Genomic DNA, 16,046 nt, shown 5'->3' on the forward strand with positions numbered 1-16,046 from the left:
ATGGGCGGACCATGGCTGACGAGGCGAAGCTTCTCGACTACCTGAAGCGGGTCACCGCCGACCTGCACCAGGTGCGGCAACGGTTGCGCGAGGTGGAGGCCGGCGAGCAGGAGCCGGTCGCGATCGTCGGCATGAGCTGCCGTTTCCCCGGCGGCATCCGCACCCCGGAGCAGCTCTGGGAGGTGGTGGCGTCCGGCCGGGACGTGATCACCGAGTTCCCCACGGACCGGGGCTGGGACCTCGACGCGCTGCACGACGGCGACCCCGAGCAGAACGGCACCTCGTACGCGCGCCACGGCGGCTTCGTCACCGACCTCGCCGACTTCGACAGCGGCTTCTTCGCCATCTCGCCGCGCGAGGCGCTCGCCATGGACCCGCAGCAGCGGTGGCTGCTGGAGACCACCTGGGAGGTCTTCGAGTCCGCCGGGATCGACCCGCACACGCTGCGCGGCACCCGCACCGGCGTGTTCGCCGGCAGCACCGGCCAGGACTACGGCACCGTGCTGATGACCGCCGCCGCGCAGGGCCTGGAGGGGCACCTGATGACCGGCAACGCCGGCAGCGTGGTGTCCGGCCGGATCGCCTACACGTTCGGCCTGGAGGGCCCGGCGGTCACCGTCGACACCGCCTGCTCGTCGTCGCTGGTGGCGATGCACCTGGCCGGGCAGGCGCTGCGGCAGCGGGAGTGCACGCTCGCCGTCGTCGCCGGCGTCACCGCCATGTGTACGCCGGGCGCGTTCGTGGAGTTCTCCCGCCAGCGCGGCCTGGCCGCGGACGGCCGGTGCAAGGCGTTCGCCGCCGCCGCCGACGGCACCGGCTGGTCCGAGGGCGTCGGCGTGCTGCTGCTGGAGCGCGTCTCCGACGCCCGCCGCAACGGCCACCCGATCCTCGCCGTGCTGCGCGGCAGCGCGGTCAACCAGGACGGCGCGTCGAACGGGCTGAGCGCCCCGAACGGCCCGTCCCAGCAGCGGGTGATCCAGCAGGCCCTGTCCAACGCCGGCCTCGCCGCCGGCGGCGTGGACGTGGTGGAGGCGCACGGCACCGGCACCCGGCTCGGCGACCCGATCGAGGCGCAGGCGCTGCTGGCCACGTACGGGCAGGACCGCGGCGACGCCGCGCCACTGCTGCTCGGCTCGGTGAAGTCGAACCTGGGGCACACGCAGGCCGCGGCCGGCGTCGCCGGGGTGATCAAAATGGTGCAGGCGATGCGGCACGGGCTCGTCCCGCCCACCCTGCACGTGGACGAGCCGACGCCGCAGGTCGACTGGGAGGCCGGCGCGGTCGAGCTGGTCACCGAGGCCACCCCGTGGCCGGCGGTGGACCGGCCCCGCCGCTCGGCGATCTCCTCGTTCGGCGTGTCCGGCACCAACGCGCACACCATCCTCGAACAGGCCCCGCCGGCGGAGCCCGCCCCCGCCGCCGACGTGCCGGCACGCGCCCGCCCGGTCGTACCGGTGCTGGTGTCCGCCCGTGACGACGCCGCGCTCGCCGACCAGGCCGGACGCTGGGCCGCGCGGCTGGCCGCCGACCCGGCGGTGACCGCGCTCGACGTGGCGTTCTCGTCGGCCACCGGGCGGGCGGCGCTGGACCGGCGGGCCGTGCTCGCCGTCACCGGTCGCGACGACCTGCTCGCCGGGCTGCGGGCCCTCGCCGCCGGGACGCCGCCGGCCGGTACGACGACCGGTGCCTCCACCGACCGGCAGGCCGTGGCGGTGCTGTTCTCCGGTCAGGGCGCGCAGCGTGCCGGGATGGGTCGGGAGCTGTCCGAGGCGTTCCCGGCGTTCGGCGCCGCGTTGGACGAGGTGTGCGCGCAGCTCGATCCGTTGCTGTCGCGGCCGTTGAAGCCGGTGCTGTTCGGCGACGGTGACCTGCTGAACGAGACCGAGTTCACGCAGGCGGGGTTGTTCGCGGTCGAGGTGGCGTTGTTCCGTCTGGTGGAGTCGTTCGGCGTGAGCCCGGACTTCGTGGGCGGGCACTCGATCGGGGAGATCACGGCCGCGCACGTGGCGGGGGTGCTGTCCCTGGCTGACGCGTGCGCGCTGGTGGCGGCGCGGGGCCGGTTGATGCAGGCGCTGCCGGCCGGTGGCGGAATGCTCGCGGTCGCCGCGCCCGAGGCCGAGGTGACCGCGTCGGTCGCGGACCACGCGGACGTGGGGATCGCGGCGGTCAACGGTCCGTCGTCGGTGGTGGTGTCCGGGCCGGTCGACGCGCTGGACGAGCTGGAGCGCGCCTGGCGGGAGCGCGGCGTCCGGGTGCGCCGGTTGGCGGTGTCGCACGCGTTCCACAGTCCGTTGATGGAGCCGATGCTCGCGGAGTTCCGCGCGGTTCTCGACGGGTTGGGCTTCGCCGCGCCGACCCTGCCGATGGTGTCCAACGTGACCGGCGCGCTGGCCGGGGACGAGGTCACCACCGCCGACTACTGGGTGCGGCACGTCCGCGAGGCGGTGCGGTTCGCCGACGGGATCACCGCCCTGCGCAACGCCGGCGTCGACACGTTCCTGGAGATCGGCCCGCAGAGCGTGCTGACCGCGCTGACGGCGGAGATCCTGCCGGACGACGAGACCGTGGTCGCGGTCGCCGCGCAGCGCCGGGACCGGGACGAGACCGACGCGCTGCTCGCCGGGCTGGCCGAGCTGCACGCCCACGGCGCCCGCGTCGACTGGACGCCCTGGTTCGCCGGCACCGGCGCCACCCGCGTCGACCTGCCCACCTACGCGTTCCAGCACCAGCGCTACTGGCCGGAGGCCGGCGGCGGGTGGACCGGCGACGTCACCGCGGTCGGCCTGCGCCCCGCCCGGCACCCGCTGCTCGGCGCCGCCGTCGGCGTGGCCCACGCCGAGGGCTTCCTGTTCACCGGCCGGCTGTCCCGGCGTACCCACCCGTGGATCGCCGACCACGTCGTCTTCGACACCGTGCTGCTGCCCGGCACCGGCTTCGTCGAGCTGGCCCTCCAGGCCGGCGCGCACGTCGGCGCCGACCACGTCCGCGAACTGACCCTCGAAGCGCCGCTGATCCTGCCCGAGACCGGCGGCGTCGACATCCAGCTCTGGATCGGCCCGGCCGACGAGACCGGCTGCCACTCCGTGTCGCTGCACTCCGCGCCCGACGACGACCGGCCCGGCGACGAGCGGACCGCCGCCGAGGCCACCGACGGGGACCGGCGCGCCTGGACCCGCAACGCCAGCGGCGTCCTCGCCGACCGGCCGGCGCAACCCGGTGTGCCCGGCTGGTCCGACCTCGCCGCCTGGCCGCCGCCGGACGCCACCGAGGTGCCCACCGACCAGCTCTATCCACACCTCGCCGCCCAGGGCTACGACTACGGCCCGTCGTTCATCGCGCTGCGTGCCGCCTGGCGGCGCGGCGACGACCTGTTCGCCGACCTGACGCTGCCCGAGACCCCGGCCGCCGAGGCCGGCGGCTACGGCGTGCACCCGGCGCTGCTCGACGCCGCGCTGCACACGCTCGGCCTCACCAGCGCCACCGGCGGGTCGGCCGGCCCCGGCCTGCCCCCCGGCCACGGCCGGCTGCCGTTCTCCTGGAACGACATCGCGCTGCACGCCGCCGGCGCCGCCGCCGCCCGGGTCCGGGTCCGGCACACCGGCCCGGACAGCGTCTCGCTGCTCCTCGCCGGCGTCGACGGCGCCCCGATCGCCTCGGTCGGCTCGCTCGTGCTGAGGCCGGTCACCGCCGACCAGCTCCGCACCGCCGGCGGCGGCGGACCCGAGTCGCTGTACCGGATCGACTGGACCCCGCTGCCGCTGCCCACCGGAGCCGCCGAGGGCGCCTGGGCGGTACTCGACACCGACACCGGGCTCACCGACGCGGTGGCCGCCACCGGGACGGACGTCACCGCGTACCCCGGTCTCGGGGCCCTGACCGCCGCGCTGGACGACGGCGCCGACGCGCCGGCGGTGCTCGTCGCGCCGTTCCTCGACCCGCGCGGCGACCGTGACGTGCCGCGCTGGGTCGCCGAGGTGACCCACCGGGCGCTCGACGTGCTCCAGCGGTTCCTCGCCGACGACCGGTACGAGGCCACCCGCTTGGTCGTGCTCACCCGCGGCGCGGTCGCCACCGGCCCGGACGCCGACCTCACCGACCTTGCCGGCGCCGCCGTCATCGGCCTGGTGCGCTCCGCCCAGTCGGAGAACCCGGGCCGGTTCGTGCTCGTCGACACCGACGACCCCGCGGGCGGCGCGGCCGCGCTGGTGTCGGCGCTGGACACCGACGAACCGCAGGTCGCGATCCGCGCCGGCGTCGCGGCCGGCGCCCGGCTCACCCGGGTGCCCGCGCCCGCCGAACCGGCCGACCCGGCGTTCGACGCCGACGGGACCGTGCTGATCACCGGCGCCACCGGCACGCTCGGCCAGCTCATGAGCCGGCACCTGGTGACCCGGCACGGCGTGCGCCACCTGGTGCTCACCAGCCGGCGCGGCCGGGACGCCGCCGGCATTCCGGAACTCTGCGACGAGCTGACCGCGCTCGGCGCCACCGTCACGGTCGCCGCCTGCGACGTCGCCGACCGCGACGCGGTCGCCGCGCTGCTCGCCGACCTCCCCGCCGACCAGCCGCTCACCGCCGTGGTCCACGCCGCCGGGGTACGCGACGACGGCGTCATCTCCTCGCTCACCCCCGACCGGGTCGACGGCGTGCTGCGTCCCAAGGTCGACGCCGCCTGGCACCTGCACGAGCTGACCGCCGACCTCGACCTCACCGCGTTCGTCTCGTACTCCTCGCTCGCGGCCACCGCCGGCGGCCCCGGCCAGGGCAACTACGCCGCCGCCAACGCGTTCCTCGACGGGCTGGCCCACCACCGTCGCGCCCGCGGCCTGGCCGCGCTCACCCTCGCCTGGGGACTCTGGGCCGACCGCAGCGGCATGACCACCGAACTGGACGACGTCCACCTCAACCGCATCTCCCGCTCCGGCGTGGCCGCGATGGAGGCGGAGGAGGGGCTGGCGCTCTTCGACGCCGCCTGCCGCGTCCCGGCCGCCGCGCTGGTGCCGGCCCACCTCGACCTGGCCGCCATGCGAGCCCAGTTCGCCGGCGCCGTCCCGCCGCTGTACCGGGCGCTGATCCGCGCCGGCCGGGGCGCCGCCGCCGCGCCGGCCACCGGGGCGTCGCTGGTGCAGCAGCTCGCCGCGCTCGCCGACACCGACCGGCGGACCGCGCTGCTGGAGATCGTCCGGGGGCAGGCCGCCGCCGTGCTCGGCTACCCCGACCCGGCCGCCGTCGACCCGCGCCGCGCGTTCAGCGACCTGGGTTTCGACTCGCTCACCGCCGTCGAGATGCGCAACCGGCTCGGCAACGCGTTCGGCCTGCGGCTGCCCGCCACGCTTGTCTTCGACTACCCGAGCCCGCAGGAACTCGCCGCCCACCTGGACACCGAGATCGCCGGCGTGCCGGTCCCGGCCCGACCGGCGGCCGCCCCGGTCACCGTCGGCGACGACGAGCCGCTGGCCATCATCGGCATGGCCTGCCGGCTGCCCGGCGGCGTGGCCACCCCGGACGATCTGTGGCGGCTCGTCGCCGACGGCGTGGACGCGATCACCGACCTACCCGGCGACCGGGGCTGGGACCTGGACACCCTCTACAGCCCCGACCCGGACGCCCCCGGCACGTTCTACGCCCGCGGCGGCGGCTTCCTCGCCGACGTCGACCGCTTCGACCCCGGCTTCTTCGGCATCAGCCCGCGCGAGGCGCTCGCGATGGACCCGCAGCAGCGGCTGCTGCTGGAGACCACCTGGGAGACGTTCGAGTCCGCCGGCATCGACCCGACCGGGGTACGCGGCAGCAGCACCGGCGTGTTCGTCGGCACCAGCGGCCAGGACTACGGCTCGTTGCTCGCGTTCGCCCCCGAGGAGACCTCCGGGTACGCGCTCACCGGCATGACCAGCAGCGTCATCTCCGGTCGGGTCGCCTACACCTACGGGCTGGAGGGGCCGGCGGTCTCGCTGGACACGGCCTGCTCGTCGTCGCTCGTCGCGCTGCACTGGGCCGGTCAGGCGCTGCGCCGCGGCGAGTGCGACATGGCGCTGGCCGGCGGCGTGCTCGTGATGGCCACCCCGACCGCGTTCGTGGAGTTCTCCCGCCAGCGCGGCCTGGCCGCCGACGGCCGGTGCAAGTCGTTCGCCGCCGCCGCCGACGGCACCGGCTGGTCCGAGGGTGTCGGCCTGCTGCTGGTGCAGCGCCTCTCCGACGCCCGCCGGCAGGGCCGGCACGTGCTCGCGATCGTGCGCGGCAGCGCGGTCAACTCCGACGGCGCGTCGAACGGGCTCACCGCGCCGAACGGCCCGTCGCAGCAGCGGGTGATCCGGGCGGCGCTGGCCGCCGCGCGGCTCGGCCCGGCCGACGTGGACGTGGTGGAGGCGCACGGCACCGGCACCACGCTCGGCGACCCGATCGAGGCGCAAGCGCTGCTGGCCACGTACGGGCAGGACCGGCCCGCGGACCGGCCGCTGCTGCTCGGCTCGATCAAGTCCAACATCGGCCACGCCCAGGCCGCCGCAGGCGTCGCCGGTGTGATCAAGATGGTGCAGGCGATGCGGCACGGCACCGTGCCCCGCACGCTGCACGTGGACGAGCCGTCCCCGCACATCGACTGGGACGCCGGCGCGGTGGAACTGGCCACCGAGGCGCGGCCCTGGCCGGCGGGCGACCGCCCGCGCCGGGCGGCGGTCTCGTCGTTCGGCATCTCCGGCACCAACGCGCACGTCATCGTGGAACAGGGCGACGAGCCGGCGGCCCCGGCCGCGACCGTCGCCGGCCTGCTGGACACCACCGCGACGGTGTGGGCGGTGTCCGCGCGGTCCCGCGCGGCGCTGGCCGGGCAGGCCGCCCGCCTGGCCGGGCACGTCCGCTCGGGTGGTGCCGGGGACGCCGCCGCGCTCGCCTGGTCGCTGGCCGCCACCCGGTCGGCGTTCGACAATCGGGCCGCCGTGCTCGGGTCGTCGGTGCAGGAGTTGCTGTCCGGTCTGGACGCGCTCGCGTCCGGCGCGCCGGCCGGCAATGTGGTGGCCGGCGCGGTCACGGGGCACGGCTCGGGGCCGGTGTTCGTGTTCCCGGGTCAGGGTGCGCAGTCGGCGGGGATGGCGGCCGGTCTGGTGGGTCGGGCGCCGGTGTTCGACGCGGCGCTTGCCGAGTGCCAGGTGGCGCTGGCTCCTTTCCTCGATGTGGATCTGGTGTCGGTGTTGACCGGCGGTGACGAGTCGTGGTTGGAGCGGGTGGAGGTGGTGCAGCCGGTGCTGTGGGCCGTGGGTGTCGCCCTGGCCGCGGTGTGGCGGCATGTCGGCGTCACGCCGCAGGCGGTGATCGGGCACTCGCAGGGTGAGATCGGCGCGGCGTGCGTGGCGGGGATCCTGTCCCTGGACGACGCCGCGAAGACGGTGGCGTTGCGGTCGCGGGCGTTGTCCGCGCTGCGGGGTACCGGCACGATGGCCTCGGTCGACCTGTCGGCTGAGGAGGTGACCGCGCGGCTGACGGCGGCTGACGCCGGCCCGGCGGGCGACGGTGTCACGGCCGGGGCTCGTTTCGACGGTGTGGGGATCGCGGCGGTCAACGGCCCGGCGACCGTGGTCGTGTCGGGTCCGCCGCAGGCGGTCGCCGACCTGGTGGACGCGTGTCAGGCCGACGGCGTCCGGGCTCGGTTGATCCCGGTGGACTACGCGTCGCACTCGGCGGCGGTCGAGGAGGTCGCGCAGCAGTTGCGCACCGACCTGGCCGGTGTCACCCCACAGCCCGGTCACACGCGTCTGGTGTCCACCCTGACCGGGGACTGGGTGGATCCGGCGACGATGACGGCGGACTACTGGTACGACAACCTGCGGCAGACGGTGCGGTTCGACACGGCCGTGCGCACGGCGGTCGAGGCCGGACACAGCACGTTCGTGGAGATCTCGCCGCATCCGGTGCTGGCGATGCCGGTGACGGCGATCCTGGACGACACCGGCACCGCCGGACACACGCTGTCGACGCTGCGCCGCGGTGAGGACGACCCGACCCGGCTGTTGACCAACCTGGCCACCGCCCACACCATCGGCCTGCCCGTCGACCTGAGCACCGTGCTCACCGGCACGGACACCGTCGCACTGCCCACCTACGCCTTCGAGCAGCAGCGGTTCTGGCTCGACCCGCCCGCCCACCGCGCCCAGGACGTCGCCTCCGCCGGCCTCCAGGACGCCGGACACCCGCTGCTCAGCGCCGCCGTCACGTTCCCCGACAGCGAACGGTTGGTGTTCACCGGCCGGCTCTCCGTGCGGACCCACCCGTGGCTCGGCGAGCACCGGGTGATGAACGCGATCCTGCTGCCCGGCACCGCGTTCGTGGAACTGGCCGCGCACGCGGGCGAGCAGGCCGGCGCCCCGGTGGTCGAGGAACTCACCCTGCTCGCCCCGCTCGTCCTGCCCGAACTCGGGTCGCTCCAGATCCAGCTCACCGTCGGCGAGCGCGACGACACCGGCCGCCGACCGGTGCAGCTGCACTCCCGCCCGTACCGCGACGGGTCCGACGAGATCCTCGCCGACGTGGCCTGGACCTGCCACGCCACCGGCCTGCTCGCCCCGCGCGGCGCCGTCGCGCCCGCGTTCGACCTCGGCGTGTGGCCGCCACCCGGCGCCACGCCTGTCGCCTCCGACTCCTTCTACGCCGGTCTGGAATCCACCGTCTTCGGCTACGGCCCGGTCTTCCGGGGGCTGCGCGCCGCCTGGACCCGGGGCGACGAGGTCTTCGCCGAGGTCGCGCTCCCCGCCGAGCACCACGCCGAGGCCGGCCGGTTCGGGCTCCACCCGGCGCTGCTCGACGGCGCGCTCCAGGCCATGTCCATCGGCGGGTTCCTCGGCCGGATGGGCGACGGCGCCGACGCCGACGCGCCCCGGCTGCCGTTCGCCTGGACCGGCGTCACGCTGCTGGCCGCCGGGGCCACCGCGCTGCGGGTCCGCGTCGCCGCCGCCGGCGACGTGGGCGTCACGTTCCAGGTCGCCGACGCCACAGGCGTCCCGGTCCTGCACGCCGACTCGCTGATCATGCGCCGGGTCACCGGCGACGCGCTCGGCGCCGCCCGCTCCGGCCGGCACGAGTCGCTGTTCCAGGTGGACTGGCCGGTGCTGCCGGTGACCGCCGGACCGGCACCGGCCGCCACCCGATGGGTGGTGCTCGGCGACGACCTCGCGCTCAACGCCGCCGCCGAGGCCGCCGGCGCCCGCGTCCGCCCCGACCTCGCCCCGGAAGCCTTCGCCGACCTGCTGGCCGGCGGCGAACCCGCCCCCGAGGCGCTGATCGTGCCGATCGGCGGCACCGGGGACGGCGCCGGCCCCGAACTGGCCGCGCAGGCCCGCGCCACCACCCACCGCGTCCTCGGCACCCTCCAGGCGTGGCTCGCCGACGACCGGTTCGCCGACACCCGGCTGGTGCTGGTCACCCGCGGCGCGGTGGCCACCGGCGACCCGGCCCGGGTCGACCTGCGGACGGCGCCCGCCTGGGGACTCGTGCGCACCGCCCAGCTCGAACACCCCGACCGGATCCAGCTCGTCGACCTGGACGCCGACCCGGCCGGCGCCGCGCTGCTCGCCGCCGCGATCGGCACCGGCGAACCGCAGCTCGCCGTGCACGACGGTCAGGTACGTGCACCACGCCTGGCTCGCGTACCGGCCGGGCTGGAGCCGCGACCCGGCGGCGTCGACCCGGACGGCACCGTGCTGATCACCGGCGGCACCGGCGTGCTCGGCCGACTCCTGGCCCGCCACCTCGCCACCACCCACGGCATGCGGCACCTGCTGCTCGCCGGGCGGCGCGGCGCGACCGCCGACGGCATCCACGACCTGGTCACCGAGCTGGCCGAGGCCGGCACCGAGGTCACCGTCGCCGCCTGCGACGCCGCCGACCCGGACGCGCTCGCCGCGCTGCTCGACGGCATCCCCGCCGCGCACCCGCTCACCGCCGTGGTGCACGCCGCCGGCGTGCTCGACGACGGCGTGCTGGACTCCCTCACCCCGGACCGGATCGACACGGTCGCGGTACCCAAGATCGACGCCGCGTGGCACCTGCACCGGCTCGCCGCCGGCCGCGACCTCGGCGCGTTCGTGCTGTTCTCGTCCGCCGCCGCCACGCTCGGCAGCGCCGGCCAGGCCAACTACGGCGCGGCCAACGCGTTCCTCGACGCGCTCGCCGCACACCGGCGGGCCCAGGGGCTGCCCGGCATCTCGCTCGCCTGGGGGCTCTGGGAGCAGGCCAGCGGCATGACCGGCCACCTCGCCGACGCCGACGTGCGCCGGATGGCCGAGCAGGGCGCCGCCGGGCTCTCCACCGAGCAGGCGCTGCACCTGTTCGACGCCGCCTGGCGGCTGGACACCGCCGCCGTCGTACCGATGCGGTTGGACGTGGCGGCGCTGCGCGGCCAGGCCGAGGCCGGCGTGCTCGCCCCGCTGCTGCGCGGCCTGGTCCGGGTGCCGCTGCGACGCTCGGTCGACGCGGGCGGCGCCGGCGCCGGCGGCGTGTCGCTCGGCCAGCGACTCGCCGGCCTGGCCGACCCGGAGCGGCGCAAGGTGCTGCTGGACGTGGTCCGGGCGAACGTGGCCGCCGTGCTCGGCCACGCCGGTCCGGAGGCCGTCGACCCCGGCCGCCTCTTCACCGACCTGGGCTTCGACTCGCTGACCGCGGTCGACCTGCGCAACCGGCTCAACACGCTGTCCGGGCTGCGGCTGCCGGCCACGCTTGTCTTCGACTACCCGACGCCGCACGCGCTCGCCGAGAAGCTGGCCGGCGAGATCGCCGCCGACGCGGCGCCCTCCACCCAACCGCTGTTCCAGGGCATCGACGCGGTCGAGTCGCTGCTCACCACGCTGGCGCTCGACCCGGCGACCCGGGACCGGTTCGCCACCCGGATGCGTGACCTGCTCGCCAAGGCCACCGACCTGGCCGGCCCGGCCGACGAACCGGAGCGGCCCGACCTCGACGCGGCCAGCGACGACGAGATCTTCGACTTCATCAGCAAAGAGTTTGGAATCTCCTGACATGACCACCGCGGATCAAGGCAGGGACGCGATGAGCGACGACGACAAGCTGCGGTACTTCCTCAAGCGGGTGACCGCCGACCTGCACGACACGAAGCGCAAGCTGCAGACCGTCGAGGCGCGGGACACCGAACCGCTCGCCATCGTGTCGATGAGCTGCCGGTTCCCCGGCGGCGTCCGGTCCCCGGAGGAGCTGTGGGAGCTGGTCGCCGACGGGCGCGACGCGCTCACCGAGTTCCCCGCCGACCGGGGCTGGGACCTCGACGGGCTGTACGACCCCGACCCGGACAAGCCCGGCAAGAGCTACACCCGGGTCGGCGGGTTCCTCGACCGGGCCGGCGACTTCGACCCCGCCCTGTTCGGCATCTCGCCCCGCGAGGCGCTCGCCATGGACCCCCAGCAGCGGCTGCTGCTGGAGACGTCCTGGGAGGCGATCGAGCGGGCCGGCATCGACCCGCTGTCGCTGCGGGGCAGCTCCACGGGCGTCTTCGTCGGGCTGAGCACCTCCAACTACGGGATGGGCCTGCCGTACGTGCCGGACGGCGTCGACATGTACCTCGGCACCGGCAACACCACGAGCGTCGCCTCCGGCCGGATCTCGTTCACGCTCGGCCTCAACGGCCCCGCCGTCACCGTCGACACCGCCTGCTCGTCGTCGCTCGTCGCCCTGCACCTGGCCGGGCAGGCGCTGCGTCGCGGCGAGTGCGACCTGGCCGTCGCCGGTGGCGTCACGGTGATGGCCACCCCGGGCGTGTTCATCGTCTTCTCCCGCCAGCGCGGCATGTCCGTCGACGGGCGGTGCCGCGCGTTCGCGGCCGGCGCCGACGGCACCGGCTGGGGCGAGGGCGGCGGCGTGGTCGTGGTGGAGCGGCTCGCCGACGCCGAACGCAACGGCCACCCGATCCTCGCCGTGATCCGGGGCAGCGCGCTCAACCAGGACGGCGCGTCCAACGGCCTCACCGCCCCGAACGGCCCGTCCCAGCAGCGGGTGATCCGGGCCGCCCTGGCCGACGCCCGGCTCGGCGCGGCCGACGTCGACCTGGTGGAGGCGCACGGCACCGGCACCACGCTCGGCGACCCGATCGAGGCGCAGGCGCTGCTGGCCACGTACGGGCAGGACCGTCCCGCGGACCGTCCGCTCTGGCTGGGCTCGGTGAAGTCGAACATCGGCCACACGCAGAGCGCCGCCGGCGTGGCCGGGCTGGTCAAGATGGTGATGGCGCTGCGGCACGGCACGCTGCCGGCGACCCTGCACGTGGACGCGCCGTCCCCGCACGTCGACTGGGACGCCGGCGCGGTCGAGCTGATCACCGAGAACCGGCAGTGGCCGGAGCTGGGCCGCCCCCGTCGCGGCGGCGTCTCCTCGTTCGGGGTGAGCGGCACCAACGCCCACGTGATCGTCGAGGAGTACCGCCCGTCCGCCGCCGAGCCGGCCGAGGCGCCCGCCGACGACGCCCCCGCGCCGCGCCGCGCCGGGCTGCTCGCCGCCGCCCCCACCGCGTGGGCGGTCTCCGCCCGCACCCGGGCGGCGCTCGCCGGGCAGGCCGCCCGGCTGGCCGCGCACCTGCGCGCGCACCCGGCCGAGCCGGCCGCGGTGGCGTGGTCCCTGGCGACCACCCGGTCCACCCTCGACCAGCGCGCCGTCGTCGTCGGCGCGGACCCCGCCGAGCTGCTGACCGGCCTGGACGCGCTCGCCGCCGGCCTGCCGGCCGGCAACCTGGTCACCGGTACGGCGGCCGCGGCCGGCGCCGGCCCGGTCTTCGTCTTCCCCGGCCAGGGCGCCCAGTCCGCTCGGATGGCCGCCGGCCTGGTGGGCAGGTGCCCGGTCTTCGACACCGCGCTGGCCGACTGCCAGGCGGCGCTGGCCCCCCACCTGGACGTTGACCTGGTGTCGGTGCTGACCGGCGACGACGAGTCGTGGCTGGACCGCGTCGAGGTGGTGCAGCCGGTCCTGTGGGCGGTCGGCGTCGCGCTCGCCGCCCTCTGGCGCGCGGCAGGCGTGACGCCCGACGCGGTGATCGGTCACTCGCAGGGCGAGATCGGCGCGGCGTGCGTGGCGGGGATCCTGTCCCTGGACGACGCGGCGAAGACGGTGGCGTTGCGGTCGCGGGCCCTGTCGGTGCTGCGTGGTACCGGCACGATGGCGTCGGTCGACCTGTCGGCCGACGAGGTGACCGCCCGGCTGGGCGGCTTCGACGGTGTGGGGATCGCGGCGGTCAACGGCCCGGCGACCGTGGTCGTCTCGGGTCCGCCACAGGCCGTCGCCAACTTGGTGGACGCGTGTCAGGCCGACGGCGTCCGGGCCCGGTTGATCCCGGTCGACTACGCGTCGCACTCGGCGGCGGTGGAGGAGGTCGCGCAGCAGTTGCGCACCGACCTGGCCGACGTCACCCCACAGCCCGGTCATACCCGTCTGGTGTCGACGTTGACCGGGGACTGGGTGGACCCGGCGACGATGACGGCGGACTACTGGTACGACAACCTGCGCCGCACGGTGCGCTTCGACACCGCCGTGCGCACGGCGATCGAGGCCGGACACACGACGTTCGTGGAGATCTCGCCGCATCCGGTGCTGGCTATGCCGGTGACGGCGATCCTGGACGACCTCGGCACCGCCGGGCACACGCTGTCGACCCTGCGCCGCGGTGAGGACGACCCGACCCGGCTGCTGACCAACCTGGCCACCGCCCACACCATCGGCCTGCCCGTCGACCTGAGCACCGTGCTCACCGGCACGGACACCGTCGCACTGCCCACCTACGCCTTCGACCACCAGCGGCTCTGGCTCGACGGCAGCGGCGGCCCCGAGCGCGACGACCAGACGGCCGACCCGAACGGCCCGGACGACAGCGGCTTCTGGACGGCCGTCGAACGTGGCGACCTGCCCGGCCTCGCCGACGTGCTCGCCGACGACGACACCCCCGCCGAACACGCGCTCGACGCGCTCACCCCCGCGCTGCCGGTGCTGCGCCGCTGGCGCCGTCAGCAGCGCCGCCAGTCCGACATCGACAGCTGGCGCTACCAGGACACCTGGAAGCCGCTCACCGGCATCACCAACCGGGGCATGGCCGGAACCTGGCTCGTCGTGCTGCCCACCGGCGACATCGTCGAGCCCTGGCAGGATGCCTGCGTGGACGCGGTCACCGCCGCCGGGGCCACCGTCGTGCCGGTGCCCGTCAGCACCACCGACGTCGACCGGGACCTGCTCGGCAAGCTGCTGCGCGAGGCGCTCACCACCGACGCGGACGGCACGCTCACCGAGGTGACGGGCGTGGTGTCCCTGCTCGCGTTCGACGAGTTGGTCCACCCGGTGCACCCGTCCGTCCCCGGCGGGTTCGCCGCCACCGTCGCGCTGGTCCAGGCGCTCGGCGACATCGGCCTGGCCGCCCCGATGTGGGCGGTCACCTCCGGCGCCGTCTCGGTCGGCCGCGGCGAACTGCTCCGCTCACCGGGCCAGGCGATGGTCTGGGGCTTCGGCCGCGTCGCCGCGCTGGAACACCCGCAACGCTGGGGCGGACTCGTCGACCTGCCGGAGGCGGTCGACGAGCGCAGCGCCGGCCTGCTGGTCGCGGCGCTCACCGCCGCCGGCGACGAGGACCAGATCGCGGTACGCCCCGGCGGACTGCTCGGCCGCCGGCTCACCCGCGTCCCGCTCGGCGACAGCCGGCCCGCCCACCCGTGGCAGCCCTCCGGCACCGCGCTCGTCACCGGCGGCACCGGCGCGCTCGGCGGGCACGCCGCCCGCTGGCTCGCCCGCAGCGGCGTGGAGAACATCGTGGTGGCCAGCCGGCGCGGCATGGGCGCCCCCGGCGCCGCCGACCTCGTCGCCGACCTCACCGCGCTCGGCGTCACCGCCAGCGTGGTCGCCTGCGACGCCGCCGACCGGGACGCGCTGGCCGCGCTGATCGACGGTATCCCCGCCGACCGGCCGCTGCGGGCCGTGGTGCACGCCAGCGCGGTGCTCGACGACGCCCTCATCAACGACCTGCGCATCGACCAGATCGAACGGGTCCTCGCGGCCAAGGTGGACGTCGCGTACCACCTGCACGAGCTGACGCTCGACCTGGACCTCGGCGCGTTCGTGCTGTTCTCCTCGTTCGCCGGCTCGGTGGGCAGCTCCGGCGTCGGCAACTACGCGCCGAGCAACGCGTTCCTCGACGCGCTCGCCCAGCACCGGCGCGGGCTCGGCCTGCCCGGCACGTCCATCGCCTGGGGTGCCTGGGCCGGGGGCGGCATGGCCGACGGGCCGTTCGGGGAACTGCTGCACCGGCACGGCGTACCCGAGATGCCGCCGGAGGCCGCGATCGCCGCGCTGCACCAGGCCGTCGACCACGGCGAGGCGTTCCTCACCGTCGCCGACATCGCCTGGGAACGGTTCTCCGTCGCGTTCACCGCCACCCGCCCCGGGCCGCTGATCAGCGACCTGCCCGACGTGCGCCGGCTGCGCACGACGGAGCGGACCACCGTCGGCGAGGTGCCCGACGGCCCGGAGTCGCTGCGCGACCGGCTCGCCGGACTGCCCGCCGGCGACCGGATGGCGGTGCTGCTCGCGCTGGTCCGCGGCCAGGTCGCGGCCGTGCTCAACTACCCGTCCGGGGAGTCCGTGGACGAGCACCGGGCGTTCCGCGAGCTGGGCTTCGACTCGGTCACCGCGGTCGAGCTGCGCAACCGTCTCGGCCTGGCGACCGGGGTGGGGCTGCCGGTCACCCTGGTCTTCGACTACCCGACGCCGACCACGCTTGCCGAGTACCTCTACGCCGAGGTGGCCCAGGACGACGTGGTCACCCCGACCGCGCTGCTGGACGACCTCGACCGGATCGCCGACGGCCTCGACGTGGTGGCCCGCGACGAGGCCGCCCGGGTCCGGGCCACGGTCCGACTCCAGGCCATGCTCACCCGGCTCGCCCAGGGCAGCGGCGGCGACGACGACCTCGGCCGTCACCTCGGCGACGCCAGCGACGACGAGCTGTTCGCCATGGTGGACCGCGACCTCGGTCTGTCCTGACCCGCACCGGCTCACTCCCGTCCCCTGCGAGGAAGCGG

The 16,046-nt window shown here is 75.8% G+C and carries 2 protein-coding genes; both read left to right on the forward strand.

The window, feature by feature from the left end; translation table 11 throughout:
- Positions 1-11: 11 nt before the first annotated feature.
- Positions 12-11,003: a type I polyketide synthase gene (locus ACIA5A_RS07870; protein ID WP_396757771.1), complete on the forward strand. Its 10,992-nt coding sequence runs from the start codon at positions 12-14 to the stop codon at positions 11,001-11,003.
- 31 nt (positions 11,004-11,034) lie between these two features.
- The gene (locus ACIA5A_RS07875; RefSeq protein ID WP_396757774.1) at positions 11,035-16,008 is read left to right on the forward strand and encodes a type I polyketide synthase; all 4,974 of its coding nucleotides are present in this window, start codon (positions 11,035-11,037) and stop codon (positions 16,006-16,008) included.
- Positions 16,009-16,046: the final 38 nt, after the last annotated feature.

The sequence above is a fragment of the Micromonospora sp. NPDC051300 genome, assembly GCF_044455315.1.
GTDB classification, from domain to species: Bacteria; Actinomycetota; Actinomycetes; order Mycobacteriales; family Micromonosporaceae; genus Micromonospora; species Micromonospora robiginosa.

Coding starts and splice junctions, on each gene's coding strand:
- ACIA5A_RS07870 (WP_396757771.1), top strand. CDS start 12: ATGGCTGACGAGGCGAAGCTTCTCGACTACCTGAAGCGGGTCACCGCC.
- ACIA5A_RS07875 (WP_396757774.1), top strand. CDS start 11,035: ATGAGCGACGACGACAAGCTGCGGTACTTCCTCAAGCGGGTGACCGCC.